The following is a 15,312-nucleotide window of genomic DNA, read 5'->3' as shown; positions in this document are numbered from 1 at the left end:
CCGCGCTAATCCGTCAGAGGCCACTGCGCCAGCGGCCAGTATCGACCTTTGCGCGACTCGTACAGGGTGAAGTGCCTGGCGCTGAGATGAAACTCAGGCGCCTCGGCCGCCTCCGGGGCCTGGCCGCGAAAGTCCCGTGACAGGGTCAGGTGCGGGCGGTACTCACGGGCCTGTTCTTCGAACCCCATTGGCAACAACGCCTGCTGCAAGGCGTAAACCAGCTGACGCAAGGCGGTGGGTGTTTCCTGCGCCTCCAGCACCAGCACATTGGCGCGCTGCCAGGTTTTCAGCTGGTTCAGCAGCAGGCGCAAGGGCGCGCCCGGCCGCGCCAGGTTGTCCACCGCCGCGCACAGGGCTGGCACCTGGGCCGCATCCACATCACCGAGAAACAACAGGGTCAGGTGGAAGTTGTCGCTGGGCACCGGCTTGCCGCTGCGCAGGTTCAGGCCGCGCCGCCACTGGCTTATCGCACGGCGTTGGGTGTCGCTGACGGGCAAGGCGAAGAACAGCCGTTTGAAGGGTGCGCCACTCGGGCGAATGTCCTGGACCATGTGAACTCCATCACGTGAAGCGTTTTTGCACGCTATAGGCCTTACACCAATGTCGACCCGCCTTAACGTAACAATAAGTACAAACTACCCCCATGATTGTTTATGCTGGCGAGCTTATGCCATGGCGCATGGCCATTTTTCGACAAGTAATCGTCCATGAAAATTGCACTCGTACTGATCTTCGTCCTCTCGATCGCCTATGTTCACCTGCGCGGTCGGGTGCGCCACAAGCTGACCCGCCAGCTGGGCGACCACTCCAGCTTCCTGGCGCCGGTCAACAGCTTCCTGTACCTGTTCTCCAAGCACCCGGCCAAGCCCTACCTGCCGGTCGAGGCGTTCCCCGAGCTGCAGCCGCTGAAGGACCACTGGCAGGAGATCCGTGCCGAAGCCCAGCAGCTGCTGCACGTGGGCGAGATCAAGAAGTCCGAGAATTATGACGACGTCGGTTTCAATTCGTTCTTCAAGACCGGCTGGAAGCGCTTCTACCTGAAGTGGTACGGCGAAAGCCACCCGTCGGCCATGACCCTGTGCCCACGCACCACCGAGCTGCTGCAAGGCATCGGCACGGTCAAGGCGGCGATGTTCGCCACCTTGCCGCCAGGTGCCAAGCTGGTCCGTCACCGTGACCCGTATGCCGGCTCGTACCGCTTCCACCTCGGCCTGGACACGCCGAACGATGACGGTTGCTACATCGATGTGGACGGCGAGAAATATTCCTGGCGCGATGGCGAGGGCGTGGTCTTCGACGAAACCTACATCCACTACGCGGCCAATACCACCGAGCACAACCGCATCATCCTGTTCTGCGACATCGAACGCCCGCTGAAATACCGCTGGGCCACCGCCTTCAACCGCTGGTTCAGCCGCAACGTCATGGCCGCCGCCGCAGCGCCCAACGACGCTGGCGACAAGACCGGTGGCATCAACCGCCTGTTCACCCGCATCTACAAGATCCGCGAGCGTGGCAAGGCACTGAAGAAGCGCAACCGCATGCGCTACTACCTGGAGAAGTGGCTGGTGGTCGCGGCCCTGGTACTGGTGTTCGTCTATATCTGAGGCCCTGCCTGCAACCTATCGCCGGCAACCGGCGATAGGCGCAAATTCGACTAGCCTGAAAGCTCCTCCCGCAACCTTCCCAAGGTGAAGACGATGAGCATGATGGACTGGGACGCCTACCGTAAGCAGTTGATGGCCGGCATCGGCGATCTCAAGCAATTGTCACCCGACACCGTGGCCGGCTACATGACCGCCAGCGGCGCGGGTGCCAAGACCAACCACCTCGACGCCAAGACCCGCGAACTGATCTCCCTGGCCGTGGCCGTCACCACCCGCTGCGACGGCTGCATCGCCGTGCACTCGCAACAGGCCGTCAAGCACGGCGCTACCCGTGAGGAAATCGCCGAGGCGCTGGGTGTGGCCGTGGCGATGAATGCCGGGGCCGCGCTGGTCTACTCGGCCCGCGCCATGGATGCGGTGGGCAAGGCCAACGGCTGAAGGCCAACGGCGTCGCCGCCCTTGCGCGACGGCGCCGCGCCACCCAGACTTGGCGGCCTAGCCATTGCAGGAACCGCCATGATCCACATCCGCCCCATGACGCCCGACGACTTCGAGCGTTTCTGGCCGACCTTCCAGGCCATCGTCCAGGCCCGCGAAACCTACGCCTTCGACCCCGAACTGAACGTCGAGCAGGCCCGCCAGCTGTGGCTGCAACTGCCACTGCACACGCTGGTGGCCGAAGCGGATGGCGAGCTGCTCGGTTCCTACTACCTCAAGGCCAACGCCGCAGGCCCCGGCGCGCATGTCGGCAACTGCGGCTACATGGTCTGCGAAGCCGCCCGTGGCCGTGGCGTGGCCCGGCTGATGTGCGAGCACTCGCAGAAACTGGCGCGCCAGGAGGGCTTTCTGGCGTTGCAGTTCAATTCCGTGGTGGCGAGCAACACAGTGGCGGTGGCGCTGTGGACCAGGCTGGGCTTCGAGACCGTTGGCCGCCTGCCCAAGGCCTATCGCCATGCCCGCCTGGGTTTGGTCGACTGCCTGGTGATGTACAAGTGGCTGGCCGATGAGCCGGTGGTGGAGAAGCCAGCGCTGCTGATCGGCCGCAAGAACATCGAGGCACGGGTGTCGCGCCGCCGCGGGCGCTGACACACGCATTTGACGCGCTGGCCATTCGATGGTCAGATGCGCGCCAGTTTCAGGTGTCCTGCGCCGCCGTGCGCAGGGTGAAACGGGAAGCCGGTGCGTCGTGGTTCACGACAAGTCCGGCGCTGCCCCCGCAACGGTAAGCGAGCGATGCCTTCGACACACCACTGTGCGCCAGCATGGGAAGGTGAAGGCCTCACGACCCTCGCAAGCCCGGAGACCGGCCTGAAGCTTCACTTGGCAACCCGCGGTGGGCGGGCGCAGGCCGGTATCCGCGTGCGCCTGCGTACGGGGTGCGCCTTTGCGTGTTTTCCACCGGGATCCATTCATTCCTGCAGCAGTGGAACGACATGTCCCGATTCTTCAAGCTTCACCCCCTGGCGGCCTGCCTGGCCGTTACCCTGCCAGCCCTGGCCGAGCAACCGGTGCTGAACCTCCCCTCCACGGCCATCACCGATGCCCGTGAACCACGGCAGGTCGACCTGGCCACGCCGACCGAGGCCGGTTCACGGCTGAACCTCAGCGCCCTGGAAACCCCGGCCAGCACCAGCAGCATCACCGCCGAACAGATCGAGCAACGCAACAACCTTACCGTGCAGGACGCCGTGACCCGCTCCCCCGGCATCACCTTCATCGGCAACCCGGGCGATGGCGGCACCGGCCTGTCGGCGCGCGGCTTCACCGGCCATGGCTCGGTGATGACCCTGTTCGACGGTGCGCGCCTGTACACCGGGGCCGGCACCCAGACCTTCCCAGTCGACCCGTGGATGGTCGAGCAGATCAACGTGATCCGCGGCCCGGCTTCGGTGCTGTATGGCGAAGGTGCGACCGGCGCGGTGATCAACGTGATCCCGAAAAAACCCTTCGCTGGCAACATCCACAACCGCCTGCGCCTGGGCTACGGTTCCTGGGACCGCCAGCAACTGGGCCTGGACAGCGGCGGCAGCCTCAGCGAACGCCTGAGCTACCGCCTGACCCTGAACCAGCAGGCCGGCAATGGTTGGGTCGACCGCACCGACTCGCGCAGCCTGGCCCTCAGTGCCGCGCTGCGCTTCGATGCCAACGACGACCTGAGCTTCACCCTCGCCCACGAGCGTGGCGACGCCCAGCCGGCCAACTACTACGGCACGCCACTGATCGACGGCCATTACCGCAGCAGCCTGCGCAAGAAGAACTACAACGTTCAGAACGATGTGCAGCGCTACCACGACGAGTGGACCCGTTTCACCACCGACTGGGCGATCAACGACCAGCTCAGCGCCAGCAACCAGCTCTACTACATCAAGAGCCGCCGCCACTGGCGCAATGCCGAGAACTACAGCTGGGACGCCGACCGCGAGCAGCTGGAGCGCCAGAGCTACCTGCAGATCAGGCACAACCAGGAGCAGATCGGCGACCGCCAGACCTTCACCTTCGATCACAGCCTGTTCGGCCTGGCCAGCAAGACGCTGGTCGGTGTCGAGTACAACAAGGTGCGCTTCAACGTCGACAGCAACCGGCCGTACAACGACGTGGGCGGCGACTACATCGACCCGTGGCAGCCGACCCCGGGCTGGTTCCACAGCGACTCGCCAACCCGCCCGCAGACGCTGTCCACCACCCACACCTTCGCCCTGTTCGCCGAAAATCGCCTGCAGCTGACCGAGCGCCTGTCGCTGGTGACCGGCGTGCGCCGCGACCAGAACCACATCGACCGCGACAACCTGGTCGATGGCAGCCGCAGCGACCGCAGCCTGCACGGCGGCAACTGGCGGGCCGGGCTGGTGTTCGCAGTCACCGACAACCTGTCGCTGTATGGCCAGTACTCCACCAGCGAGGACGGGGTGGACAACCTGGTCAGCCTCAGCCCGACGCAGATGCACTACGACCTGACCGAGGCGAAGCAGACCGAACTGGGCCTCAAGCAGCGCTTCTGGGAAGGCCGTGGCGAATGGACGCTGGCGGCGTTCCATGTCGTCAAGCGCAAGCTGCTGGTGGACGACCCGGTCACCCACGAGGCGCAGCAGGCCGGGCAACAGACTTCCGATGGCTTGGAGGCATCGCTGGAACTGGCCTTGGGGCAGCAGTGGCAAGTGTCGGCCAATGCTTCACTGGTACGGGCCGAGTACGATGATTTCGACGAAGTGGTCGATGGTGTGGCCCAGGACCGTGCCGGCAACCACCCGGCCAATGTGCCGCGGCGCACGGCCAACCTGTGGTTGACCAAGGGCTTTGGCCAGCAGGTGGAAGCCGGGATTGGCGCGCGGTATGTGGATGAGCGTTATGCCGATTCGGCCAATCGCCAGCATGCGCCGGGGTACACCGTGGTCGATGCCAACATCGGCTGGCAGGTGCTGCCGGATGTGCGGCTGGGGTTGCAGGTTAACAACCTGTTCGACCGGGAATATGTGGCGTCGGTGTTCAGTGGCGAGCAGTGGGTGATGGGCGCGCCGCGGTCGTATTTCGCTACCGTGGATTACACCTTCTGATTTGAGGGCCTCTTCGCGGGTAAACCCGCGAAGAGGCCGGTACAGGCAACACAAAAAACCGCTTTCAGAAGCAAATGAAATAGTTATAAGATAACGTTTCATTTGACATTCATTCCTGCCTGCGACCGCCTTCCATGACCAGCGCCTCAGCCACCCCCACCCTGCTCACCCAGCGCCTGCAGAGCATCGATGCCCTGCGCGGCCTGGTGATCCTGTTCATGCTCCTCGACCACGTGCGTGAAACCTTCTTCCTGCACCGCCAGGTCAGCGACCCGATGGCCATCGATGCCACCGACCCGTCACTGTTCGCCAGCCGCACCCTGGCCCATTTGTGCGCGCCGGTGTTCGTCCTGCTCACCGGCCTGTCGGCCTGGCTGTATGGCGAGAAGTACCAGGGCCGCAGCGATGTTTCGGCGTTCCTGTTCAAACGTGGGCTGTTCCTGGTGCTGCTGGAGTTCACCCTGGTCAACTTCGCCTGGACCTTTCAGCTGCCGCCGAGCGTGGTCTACATGCAGGTGATCTGGGCCATCGGCGTGAGCATGATCGCCCTGTCGCTGCTGGTGTGGCTGCCGCGCCCTGCCCTGCTCGCCCTGGGTGCGCTGATCATCGCCGGCCACAACCTGCTCGATGGCCTGCACTTCGGCGTGGAATCGGCCCTGCACGTGCCGTGGGCGATTCTGCATGACCGTGGCTGGCTGGAAGTCTCGGACAGCCTGCGCCTGCGCACCTCCTACCCGGTGCTGCCGTGGATCGGCGTGATCGCCCTGGGCTACGGCCTCGGCCCGTGGTTCGCCCGTGGCAGTGACGCCGGCGAGCGCCAGCACCGCCTGCTGCTGGCCGGCGTCATCGCCCTGCTCGGCTTCATGGTGCTACGCCTCTACAACGGCTACGGCGAGGCGCCATGGAGCGGCTACCCGACCGTCATCCAGACATTGATGAGCTTCTTCAACATCACCAAGTACCCACCTTCGCTGCTGTTCCTGGCACTGACCCTGGGTTGCGGCCTGCTGTTGCTGCGCGCCTTCGAGCGTGCAGGGCGGGCCCGCTGGATCAGCGCCCTGGCGGTGTTCGGCGCAGCGCCGATGTTCTTCTACCTGCTGCACCTGTACGTGCTCAAGCTGCTGTACCTGGCCTGCGTGGCGCTGTTGGGCCTCAACCACGGCGACTACTTCGGCTTCGACGGCATTGGCGCGGTGTGGCTGGGCGCGCTGCTGCTGGCGACCGCGCTGTACCTGCCGGTGCGCTGGTTTGCCCGGCTCAAGGCGCGCCGGCGCGACATCCGCTGGCTGAAGTACTTCTGATTTGACCTTTTGCCCGGCGGCCTGATGGTCTACCATGCGGCCCGCCGGTTTCCACCACGGAAATAATAGGGAATCCCGGGTCCGCCCAAGGCGTGCCAATCGGAACTGCCCCCGCAACTGTAGGTGCCGAGCCTGCTCCATCAATGCCACTGGACCCTGATCCGGGAAGGCCGGAGCCGGGCGAGGACGCACCAGTCAGGAGACCTGCCGGCAAACATTCACCAACCGGCGGGGTGTCCGGGATGGCCATTCGTGTTGCCCCTGCACGCGCAGGGGTTTGGCGATGCCTGTCCGTGCGTTCCTCACCCGAACTGTCCGATAGGAGATCGCCCAGCATGCTGCCCCGTATCGCCACCTTGCTCGCCAGCCTGAGCCTCACTGGCCTGGCCCAGGCCGCCGCCAGCCACTACCCGCTGACTGTCGACAACTGCGGCGCACCGCTGACCTTTGCCCAGGCACCCGAGCGTGCAGTCACCATCGGCCAGGCCGGCACCGAGATGCTTTACGCCCTGGGCCTGGGTGACAAGCTGGCCGGCACCTCGCTGTGGTTCAACAACGTGCTGCCCGAATACCAGGCGCTGAACGCCAAGGTGCCGCGCCTGGCCGACAACGAACCCAGCTTCGAAGCCGTGGTCGGCAAGCGCCCGCAACTGGTGGCGGTGCAGTTCGAGTGGATGGTCGGCGCCCAGGGCGCGGTCGCTACCCGTGAACAGTTCAGCGAGCTGAACATTCCAACCTACCTGCTGCCCTCGGACTGCGAAGGCAAGGACAACCTGGTCGGCGCCGACGGCACCCGCCTGCAGGCGTTCCAGGTCGATAGCATCTACAAGAGTGTCAGCCAGCTGGCCCAGATCTTCGATGTGCAGGACCGCGGTGCCGCACTCAATGCCGACCTCAAGGCACGCCTGGACAGCGCGAAACAGCGGCTGAGCGGCAAGGACCTGACCAATACGTCGGCATTGTTCTGGTTCTCCAGCGCTGACCTCGCCATCGACCCCTACGTTGCCGGTCGCCAGGGCGTGGCCGACTTCATGCTGCGGACCCTAGGCGTGCGCAACGTGGTCGAGTCGACCGAGGAATGGCCGACGGTGGGCTGGGAAACCCTGGCCAAGGCCAACCCGACCTGGCTGATCATCGCGCGCATGGACCGCCGCCGCTACCCCGCCGACGATTACCAGAAGAAGCTCGAATTCCTGCGCAACGACCCGGTGACGAAGAACATGGACGCAGTAAGGAACCAGCGCATCATCATCCTCGATGCCGACGCCATGCAGGCCGGCATTCGCCTGTTCCGCGGCCTGCAGACCTTGTCTGCGGCCTTCGCCAGCGGTAAAGCGGCGCAGTGATGAAAGCCCTGCTCTACAGCGCCCTGGCCTTGCTGGCCCTGATCGCGGCGGTGTTGGCCGGCACCGCCATCGGCGAAACCAACCTGTCGCCGCAGGTGGTCTACCAGGTGCTGGCCAACCACCTGTGGCAGGCCGGCTACCCGGTCGATCCGATCGACGCCGGCATCGTCTGGAACTACCGCCTGACCCGCGCCCTGGTCGCCGCCGCCTGCGGCGCGGGGCTGGCGACTTGCGGGGTGATCCTCCAGGCGCTGCTGCGCAACCCGCTGGCCGAGCCCTACCTGCTCGGGCTGTCCGCCGGCGCTTCGACCGGTGCGGTGCTGGTTGGCCTGCTGGGCCTGGGCAGCGCAGCCCTGAGCATGTCCGGCGGTGCCTTCATCGGCGCCCTGGCGGCGTTTGCCCTGGTGCTGGTGCTGGCACGTGCGGCCGGGCCGAGCAGCAACAACGCCCAGGTGATCCTCGCCGGGATCGCCGGCTCGCAGCTGTTCACGGCCGTCACCGCTTTCCTCATTACCAAGTCGGCCAGCGCAGAGCAGGCGCGCGGCATCCTGTTCTGGCTGCTGGGCAACCTCAGCGGCGTGCGCTGGCCATCGGTGTGGCAAGCATTGCCCGTGGCGCTGTTCGGCCTGCTGGTGTGCCTGTGGTACCGCCGGGCGCTGGACGCCTTTACCTTTGGTGCCGACTCGGCGGCCTCGCTGGGCATTGCTGTGCGCCGCACGCAGTTGCTGCTGATCAGTTGCGCGGCACTGGTAACGGCCGTGATGGTGTCGATCGTCGGCGCCATCGGTTTCGTCGGCCTGGTCATCCCCCACGCCCTGCGCCTGCTGCTTGGCCCCGGCCACAGCCGCCTGCTGCCGGCCAGCGCCCTGGGCGGGGCGCTGTTCCTGATTGCCGCCGATGTGCTGTCGCGCACGCTGATCAGTGGCCAGGTGATCCCGGTCGGCGTGGTCACCGCCTTGATCGGCGCGCCCGTGTTCGCGCTGATCCTGGTCAGCCGCCGGGGGCGCCCATGACCGTTATGAATAGCGCGCAACTCGCTCCACTCACCTGCCACGGGCTGGGCCTGCAACTGTCGGGCAACACCGTGCTGTGCAACATCGACCTGAACGTGGTGGCCGGTGAAACCCTGGGCATCGTCGGCCCCAACGGCTCGGGCAAATCGTCCCTGCTCAAGTTGCTGGCTGGGCTGCGCACGCCGGGCACCGGCAGTGTGCAACTGCTCGGCGAGCCCCTGGCACGCCTGCCGCGCCGGCGTATCGCCCAGGCGCTGGCGCTGGTCGAGCAGCAGGCCGACACCCTCGATGCGATCAGCGTGTTCGATGCCGTTGCCCTTGGGCGCACGCCCTGGCTGTCGGCGCTGGCGCCGTTCTCCCGGGAAGACCGTGCCATCGTCGAACAGGCCCTGGCCGACCTCGACGCCACGCACCTGCGTGAGCGGGCCTGGAGTTCGCTGTCCGGCGGCGAGCGCCAGCGCGTGCACATCGCCCGCGCCCTGGCCCAGCGCCCGCAGGTGCTGCTGCTTGACGAGCCGACCAACCACCTCGACATCCAGCATCAGCTGAGCCTGCTGCAACAGGTGCAGGCACTGCCGGTGACCACTCTGGTGGCCCTGCACGACCTCAACCAGGCGCTGACCTGCGACCGTGTGGCGGTGCTCGACAAAGGCCACCTGGTCGCCCTCGGCAAGCCGCTGGACGTGCTCACCCCCGAGCGCCTGCTGAGTACCTTCGGCGTGCACGCCCACTACCTCACCGACCCTTTCGACGGCGCGTGCATCTTGCGTTTTCGCGCCCCCTGAAGCAGGACCTTCCCGCCATGTTGTTGCGCCCCGCCGCTGTTCTTTTGTCCCTGCCACTGGCAGGCCTGGCGCCATTCGCCTTCGCGGACTCGGCGCAATCGCAAAGCAACGGCTTCGTCGAAGACAGCAGCTGGAACCTCCTCAACCGTACCGTCTACGACCAGCGTGACTACAAGCACGGCGGACGCAACAGCGGCGCGCGCAATGCCTACAAGCCTCGCCGCGAACGCAATGGCCTGGCCGAGGAATGGGCCTACGGCCTGATGGGCACGTTGCAGTCCGGTTTCACCCAGGGCCTGATCGGCGTCGGTGTCGATGCCCACGCCTATCAGGGCGTGCAGCTCGACAGCGGCGGCGGCCGTGCGGGCAAGGCGCGCCTGCTGAGTGTGGACAACGACGGCCACCCAAAGAACGACTACAGCCGTGGCGGCGCGGCGCTGAAACTGCGGGTCTCCAACACCGTGCTGTCCTGGGGCGACCAGCGAGTGAAGACGCCAGTGTTCAGCTCCTCGGACAGCCGCTTGCTGCCCGAAACGGCCACGGGTTTCTTCCTTACCAGCAGCGAGATCGACACCCTCAAGCTGGTCGCTGGCCACTTCAACGAAAGCACCGACCGCAACGCCTCCAGCCACGACCAAGGCTTCGTGGTGAACTACTCCGACGGCCGCCAGGGCAACCGTTTCGACCTCGCCGGCCTGGTGTGGAACCCCGGCGCCGCCTTCAGCGGTAGCCTGTACACCTCGCGCTACGAGGACAGCTGGAACCAGCACTACCTCGGCAGCACCCTCACCCATGCGCTGGACGACCGCCGCAGCCTGAGCCTGGACCTCAACCTGTACCGCACCACCGACACCGGCAAAGCGCTGTCCGGGCGTATCGACAACACCACCTGGAGCCTGGTCTCGCGCTATAACCAAGGCCCGCACAGCGTGAGCCTCGGCTGGCAGCAGGTGGATGGCAACACGCCGTTCGACTACGTCACCCGCGGGGCAATCTATATCGCCAACGCCGTGCAGATGTCCGACTTCAACGCACCGAACGAAAAGTCATGGCAGGCGCGTTACGACCTGAACATGGGTGGCTACGGCATGCCGGGGTTGAACCTGACCGCCCTGTATGTGCGCGGTTTTGCTATCGATGGCAGCCACGTCGACCCCAACGGCGGCTATGCGTACCTGGGTTATGGCAAGGGTGGCAAGCACTGGGAGCGGGACCTCGAAGCGCGCTACGTGGTGCAAAGTGGCAAGGCCAAGGGCACCACGTTCTCGCTGCGGCACAACATGCACCGTGGCAACACGGCGCAGGCGGAGCTCGATGGCGACCAGATCCGCCTGGCAGTGGAATGGCCATTGTCAGGCAGTTTCTGACAGCCCCCATACCTGTTTCTCCAGCTCGGTCAGTGTGACGGTCAGCCGCAGCAAGTAGGAACGGTCCTACCTGGCGAGCCAGTGCACCGCCGACACCGCTATAATCCCGCTCTCGGAAATACCCGCCCAAGGCCACCCCATGCCCCGCATCCAGAAGTTGCTGCTGCCCCTGCTGTTCACTGCCGCCCTCGCCGCCTGCGACCAGAAGCCCACCCGCGAGGAGCAGATCCTGGCCAACCTGCCGCTGCAGGAAGCCTACGACCACAACATCGAGCGTATGGCCGCACTGCTCACCCGCACCCACCCGCAGCTGGATGCCGCCACCATCAGCAACGTCCTGCGCAAGCACCTCACCGTCGAGGACCAGCGCCAGGACCTGTACAAGCTCTACAGCGAGAAGAACTTCAGCGACGCCGAATTCGCCACCATCGTCGCCGCCACCCACGACCCGGCCAAGGCCAAGGCGCTGGAGCAGACCGAGGAAGGCAAGCGCCTGAGCGACAAGCTCACCGGCCTGATGCGCGAGACGGCGCGGGATAAAAAGGTCCAGGCATTGGCCGAGCAGCGCATGCAACAGGTCGAGCAGGAGCTGGAGAAACTGGAGAAACCAGGCGCCTGACTGGCATGGCGAAAACACCGCAACAGAGCGCTTGCGGTTGGGGCAAGATGAACTTAACTAGTGTTTCAATACTTGTCATAAATCTGTCGTGTTTCAGTCATAGGATTGACCCCAACCTGACATTTTCTCTTTTCATGGATGAGCGTCTCATGCGTCGTGTGGTTTTCAATCAGAAAGGTGGCGTGGGCAAATCGAGTATCGCCTGCAACCTCGCCGCGGCCAGCGCCGCCGAAGGCTATCGCACATTGCTGGTCGACCTCGACCCGCAGGCCAACGCCACTTACTACCTCACCGGGCTGACCGAAGACGCCATCCCCGCCGGCATCGCCGACTTCTTCCGCCAGACCCTCTCGCCGGTCACCGCCGCCGGCAAGAAGCACCGCGTGGCGATCACCGAAACCCGCTACGACAACCTGCACCTGGTGACCGCCAGCCCCGACCTCAGCGACCTGCAGAGCAAGCTGGAAAGCAAGTTCAAGATCAACAAGCTGCGCAAGCTGCTGGTGGAGCTGGGCGAGGATTATGAGCGGATCTACATCGACACTCCGCCCGCACTGAACTTCTACACCTTCAGCGCCCTGGTGGCCGCCGAGCGCCTGCTGATCCCTTTCGACTGCGACAGCTTCTCGCGCCAGGCGCTGCTCAGCGTCATGGCCGAGGTCGAGGAACTGCGCCAGGACCACAACCCGGCGCTGCAGGTGGAAGGCGTGGTGGTCAACCAGTTCGCCGGGCGCACCGCGCTGCACCAGACCCTGGTCGATCAGTTGCGCGCCGAAGGCATGCCGGTGTTGCCGGTGTACCTGAGCAGCTCGATCAAGATGCGCGAATCGCACCAGGTTTCGGTGCCGCTGGTGCATATGGCGCCACGCCACAAGCTGGCGCAGGAGTTCGTCGAGCTGCTGGACGTGCTCGAACGCGCTGCCTGAACTGCGACAACTTGCCACGGCCACGCACTACCCTGCCGTTCGTCCGGGTGATAGATTCGCCGCCATGAAAATCACCCGGCACACCCGCACGCTGACTGCCTGGACGCTCTATACCAGCGTCCTGTTCAGCCTGCTGCTGTGTGGCCTGCACCACGGCCAGATGGGCGGCCTGCGCCTGGCTGGCCTGGAGGGTGGCTTCTGCTCGATCAACAGCGAGCACGGCGTGGCCATCGACCTCGACGGCGCCGGTAGCGACCAGCACATGGCCCAGCTCGACTGCCCGGTGTGCTCCTCGTTCGGCCTGGCCGTACCGCTTGCCAGCAGCGGCTGGTCATTCAGCCTGGCACACGCCACTGCCACCTCGCCCATCGTCGTGCGCAGCTGGGCGCAGCCGCCGCCCCGTTACCAACGCCCTGCCCTCCCCCCCCGCGCTCCCCCTGCCGTCTTCCCCGCAGCCGTTACTCAGATCGCCTGACTTGAGCCGGGCGCGCCTGCCTGCGCGCTCGCCGTCAGCCATGACCTTTGCGTGGAAGACCCAACAACATGCTTCGCAATACCTCCCTGGTGCTCCTGATGGGCACCTGCACCTTCGCCTGGGCGGACGATGCCGCCGTCGAACTCAGCGCCACCACCATCGACGGCGAGCGCGATGCGCCCTCCGGCGTGCAACTGGACGAGCCGATCAGCACCGGCTCGCGGCTGGGCCTCACGGCGCGACAAACCCCTGCGTCGGTGAGCGTCTCTGACCGGCGCATCATTGAAGAACGCGGCGCCAAGGACAGCCAGGACGTGATCAACGCCATGACCGGCGTCAACGCGTCGGCCAACCCCGGCTACGGCGGTTTCGTCAGCTACCGCGGCTTCACCCAGAACCAGGTGACCCAGCTCTACAATGGCATCAACCTCGGCTACAGCAGCGCTACCCGGCCGGTGGATGCCTGGGTGCTGGACCGCGTCGAACTGCTCGGCGGGCCGTCGTCCTTCCTGCATGGCGCAGGCGCCGTGGGCGGCTCGATCAACTACATCACCAAGAGCGCCAGCCGCGACCAGCAGATCATCGATGGCCGCGTGCGCTATGGCAGCTACGACGACTCGGAAATGGCCTTCGGCATCAACCAGGCACTGGCCAGCAACCCGGCCGATGCCCGCCATTTCATGCGCCTGGACTTCAGCCACACCGGCAGCAATGGCTACATCGACCGTAACCAGCGCAACACTGACAGCCTGGCGTTTTCCCTGCTCAGTGACCTGACGCCCGACCTGACCCACACCCTGGCGCTGGAGTATCAGGAAGACCGCGAAGACAGCCCCTACTGGGGCGCGCCGATCCTGCCGGGGCGCAGCACCATGAAGATCGACAACAGCCGCCGCTTCGACAACTACAACGTCGGCGATGGCCGCTACGAGCAGCGGGTGCGCTGGCTGCGCTCGATGCTCGATTACCAGCTCAGCGACAGCACCAGCATGCACAACACCCTCTACCACTACAGCGCCCAGCGCGATTACCGCAACGTCGAGCGCTACAGCTACACCCGCGACGGCAATGTGCAGCGTGCCAGCCCTTACCTGCAGCGCCACCAACAGAGCGTGCTGGGCGACCGCATCGAGCTGCGCCACGACCACCAGCTGTTCGGCCTGGCCAGCCAGTGGTCGCTGGGCCTGGACTACTCGCACATGCGCCAGAGCGTATACCCGACGTCCGGAAGCTGGACCGATGTGGTCGACCCAGACCACTTCGACCCCGGCAGTTTCTACGACATCCCTGGGGTGAACGCCGGGCTGACCAAGCAGCGCCGGCATGTCACCAGCAACCGCGCCGTGTTCGCCGAGAACCGCCTGCAACTGACCGAGCGCCTGGCCCTGCTCACGGCCCTGCGTTACGACTACCTGGACATGGAAGTGACCAACTACGGCGCGGTGACACCGACCTCGCCAGCGTACTTCGAGCGGCGCTGGGAACCGCTGTCCGGGCGCATTGGCCTGACCTACGAGCTGACGCCGTCGGCCAGCCTCTACGCCCAGTACAGCACCGCCGCCGACCTGCCGGCCGGTTCGCTGGCGGCGGCCACCTACGCCAACGTCGGCACCTTCGACCTGTCCAAGGGCGAGCAATGGGAAGTGGGCAGCAAGTTCGACTTCCTCGAAGGGCGAGGCGCGGCGACCGTGGCCGTGTACCAGATCGTGCGCAAGGACTTTGCCGTGCGCGATTCGAGCAACCCCAACCTGACGGTCCAGGCCGGGCAGCAGACCTCGCGCGGCATCGAGCTGTCCGGGCGGCTGCAGGTCACGCCGAAGCTGCTGGCCGAGGGCAACTACGCCTATGTCGACGCGCAGTACGACGCGTTCAACGAAGCCGTCAACGGCGTATCGGTCTCGCGCAAGGGCAATGCCCCGGTCAATGTGCCGGCCAATGTCGCCAACCTGTGGCTGACCTACAGCTTCACCTCGGCCTGGTCGGCGGGGGTGGATGCGCGCTATGTCGGTTCGGTGTACGCCGACAACGCCAATACTCTCAAGGCGCCGGCCTATACCTTGTTCGGCACCTTTGCCCGCTATCGGCTGGATGAACACACCACCATCACCGGGCGGGTGCGCAACCTGACCGATGAGGTGTATGCCAAGCAGGCCTATGGGCTGCAGTACTACATGGGGGCGCCGCGGACCTTCGAGGTGGCGGTGGACATGCGGAGGGTGTCAGAAATTTTGTGTTCGGGCATAACATGAGTAAGAGGTGCATGTATGCCAACCAAAAAGAAACCCTTGCGTGACCTGCCCAAAATCCCCAAAGAGCTGCTGG

The 15,312-nt window shown here is 65.3% G+C and carries 14 protein-coding genes and 2 riboswitches; of the genes, 13 read left to right on the top strand and 1 reads right to left on the bottom strand.

Annotation, left to right across the window (positions count from 1 at the left end; translation table 11 throughout):
- Positions 1–5 precede the first annotated feature (5 nt).
- Positions 6–551 carry an RNA 2',3'-cyclic phosphodiesterase gene (gene thpR, locus ABE528_RS25515; RefSeq protein WP_152956069.1) on the bottom strand — a complete coding sequence of 182 codons (546 nt, stop codon included), beginning with the start codon at positions 549–551 and terminating at the stop codon, positions 6–8.
- Positions 552–707: 156 nt separating this feature from the next.
- Here thpR and lpxO point away from each other — a divergent pair, with 156 nt between their 5' ends.
- The 13 genes from lpxO (at position 708) to ABE528_RS25450 (ending at position 15,239) form a co-directional block, all read left to right on the top strand.
- Complete coding sequence (gene lpxO, locus ABE528_RS25510; protein ID WP_152956068.1) at positions 708–1,607, top strand: lipid A hydroxylase LpxO; 900 nt, start codon at positions 708–710, stop codon at positions 1,605–1,607.
- 93 nt (positions 1,608–1,700) lie between these two features.
- Positions 1,701–2,045: a carboxymuconolactone decarboxylase family protein gene (locus ABE528_RS25505; RefSeq protein WP_027919898.1), complete on the top strand. Its 345-nt coding sequence runs from the start codon at positions 1,701–1,703 to the stop codon at positions 2,043–2,045.
- A 78-nt stretch (positions 2,046–2,123) separates the two neighbouring features.
- The gene (locus ABE528_RS25500; RefSeq protein ID WP_346654420.1) at positions 2,124–2,693 is read left to right on the top strand and encodes an N-acetyltransferase; all 570 of its coding nucleotides are present in this window, start codon (positions 2,124–2,126) and stop codon (positions 2,691–2,693) included.
- Positions 2,694–2,727: 34 nt separating this feature from the next.
- Positions 2,728–2,934: riboswitch (cobalamin riboswitch) on the top strand.
- 106 nt (positions 2,935–3,040) lie between these two features.
- Positions 3,041–5,158 carry a TonB-dependent receptor gene (locus ABE528_RS25495; RefSeq protein WP_346654419.1) on the top strand — a complete coding sequence of 706 codons (2,118 nt, stop codon included), beginning with the start codon at positions 3,041–3,043 and terminating at the stop codon, positions 5,156–5,158.
- 134 nt (positions 5,159–5,292) lie between these two features.
- A complete protein-coding gene (locus ABE528_RS25490; RefSeq protein WP_346654418.1) occupies positions 5,293–6,459 on the top strand; it encodes a DUF1624 domain-containing protein in 1,167 nt (388 codons plus the stop codon).
- A 28-nt stretch (positions 6,460–6,487) separates the two neighbouring features.
- Positions 6,488–6,686, top strand: a riboswitch (cobalamin riboswitch).
- A 108-nt stretch (positions 6,687–6,794) separates the two neighbouring features.
- Positions 6,795–7,805: an ABC transporter substrate-binding protein gene (locus ABE528_RS25485; protein WP_346654417.1), complete on the top strand. Its 1,011-nt coding sequence runs from the start codon at positions 6,795–6,797 to the stop codon at positions 7,803–7,805.
- On the top strand, positions 7,805–8,818 hold the full coding sequence (locus ABE528_RS25480) for an iron ABC transporter permease (RefSeq protein ID WP_152956063.1): 1,014 nt from the start codon (positions 7,805–7,807) through the stop codon (positions 8,816–8,818). The genes ABE528_RS25485 and ABE528_RS25480 overlap by 1 nt, the downstream gene beginning before the upstream one ends.
- Positions 8,815–9,603 (top strand): ABC transporter ATP-binding protein, encoded by a 789-nt coding sequence (locus ABE528_RS25475; RefSeq protein ID WP_346654416.1) that lies wholly within the window; start codon positions 8,815–8,817, stop codon positions 9,601–9,603. Before ABE528_RS25480 ends, ABE528_RS25475 begins: the two co-directional genes overlap by 4 nt.
- A gap of 17 nt (positions 9,604–9,620) precedes the next feature.
- Entirely contained in the window at positions 9,621–10,970 is a 1,350-nt protein-coding gene (locus ABE528_RS25470) for an OprD family porin (protein WP_152956061.1), read from the top strand.
- Positions 10,971–11,109: 139 nt separating this feature from the next.
- Positions 11,110–11,589 carry a hypothetical protein gene (locus ABE528_RS25465; protein WP_152956060.1) on the top strand — a complete coding sequence of 160 codons (480 nt, stop codon included), beginning with the start codon at positions 11,110–11,112 and terminating at the stop codon, positions 11,587–11,589.
- A gap of 149 nt (positions 11,590–11,738) precedes the next feature.
- On the top strand, positions 11,739–12,515 hold the full coding sequence (locus tag ABE528_RS25460) for a ParA family protein (RefSeq protein ID WP_346654415.1): 777 nt from the start codon (positions 11,739–11,741) through the stop codon (positions 12,513–12,515).
- A gap of 64 nt (positions 12,516–12,579) precedes the next feature.
- Positions 12,580–12,990 (top strand): DUF2946 family protein, encoded by a 411-nt coding sequence (locus ABE528_RS25455; RefSeq protein WP_346654414.1) that lies wholly within the window; start codon positions 12,580–12,582, stop codon positions 12,988–12,990.
- A 68-nt stretch (positions 12,991–13,058) separates the two neighbouring features.
- Positions 13,059–15,239: a TonB-dependent receptor gene (locus tag ABE528_RS25450; protein ID WP_346654413.1), complete on the top strand. Its 2,181-nt coding sequence runs from the start codon at positions 13,059–13,061 to the stop codon at positions 15,237–15,239.
- Positions 15,240–15,312 lie beyond the last annotated feature (73 nt).

Origin of the sequence: Pseudomonas sp. TWI628, assembly GCF_039673865.1 — a bacterium.
Classification (GTDB): domain Bacteria; phylum Pseudomonadota; class Gammaproteobacteria; order Pseudomonadales; family Pseudomonadaceae; genus Aquipseudomonas.
The sequence above is the reverse complement of the archived record's forward strand: the minus strand, read 5'-3'. Positions and strand labels throughout refer to the sequence as shown.

Bases quoted from the DNA above. Each gene is read 5' to 3' on its own strand.
- ABE528_RS25495 (WP_346654419.1), top strand. From the start codon at position 3,041: ATGTCCCGATTCTTCAAGCTTCACCCCCTGGCGGCCTGCCTGGCCGTT.
- ABE528_RS25450 (WP_346654413.1), top strand. From the start codon at position 13,059: ATGCTTCGCAATACCTCCCTGGTGCTCCTGATGGGCACCTGCACCTTC.
- ABE528_RS25490 (WP_346654418.1), top strand. From the start codon at position 5,293: ATGACCAGCGCCTCAGCCACCCCCACCCTGCTCACCCAGCGCCTGCAG.
- ABE528_RS25480 (WP_152956063.1), top strand. From the start codon at position 7,805: ATGAAAGCCCTGCTCTACAGCGCCCTGGCCTTGCTGGCCCTGATCGCG.
- ABE528_RS25460 (WP_346654415.1), top strand. From the start codon at position 11,739: ATGCGTCGTGTGGTTTTCAATCAGAAAGGTGGCGTGGGCAAATCGAGT.
- lpxO (WP_152956068.1), top strand. From the start codon at position 708: ATGAAAATTGCACTCGTACTGATCTTCGTCCTCTCGATCGCCTATGTT.
- ABE528_RS25485 (WP_346654417.1), top strand. From the start codon at position 6,795: ATGCTGCCCCGTATCGCCACCTTGCTCGCCAGCCTGAGCCTCACTGGC.
- ABE528_RS25455 (WP_346654414.1), top strand. From the start codon at position 12,580: ATGAAAATCACCCGGCACACCCGCACGCTGACTGCCTGGACGCTCTAT.
- ABE528_RS25500 (WP_346654420.1), top strand. From the start codon at position 2,124: ATGATCCACATCCGCCCCATGACGCCCGACGACTTCGAGCGTTTCTGG.
- ABE528_RS25465 (WP_152956060.1), top strand. From the start codon at position 11,110: ATGCCCCGCATCCAGAAGTTGCTGCTGCCCCTGCTGTTCACTGCCGCC.
- thpR (WP_152956069.1), bottom strand. From the start codon at position 551: ATGGTCCAGGACATTCGCCCGAGTGGCGCACCCTTCAAACGGCTGTTC.
- ABE528_RS25505 (WP_027919898.1), top strand. From the start codon at position 1,701: ATGAGCATGATGGACTGGGACGCCTACCGTAAGCAGTTGATGGCCGGC.
- ABE528_RS25470 (WP_152956061.1), top strand. From the start codon at position 9,621: ATGTTGTTGCGCCCCGCCGCTGTTCTTTTGTCCCTGCCACTGGCAGGC.
- ABE528_RS25475 (WP_346654416.1), top strand. From the start codon at position 8,815: ATGACCGTTATGAATAGCGCGCAACTCGCTCCACTCACCTGCCACGGG.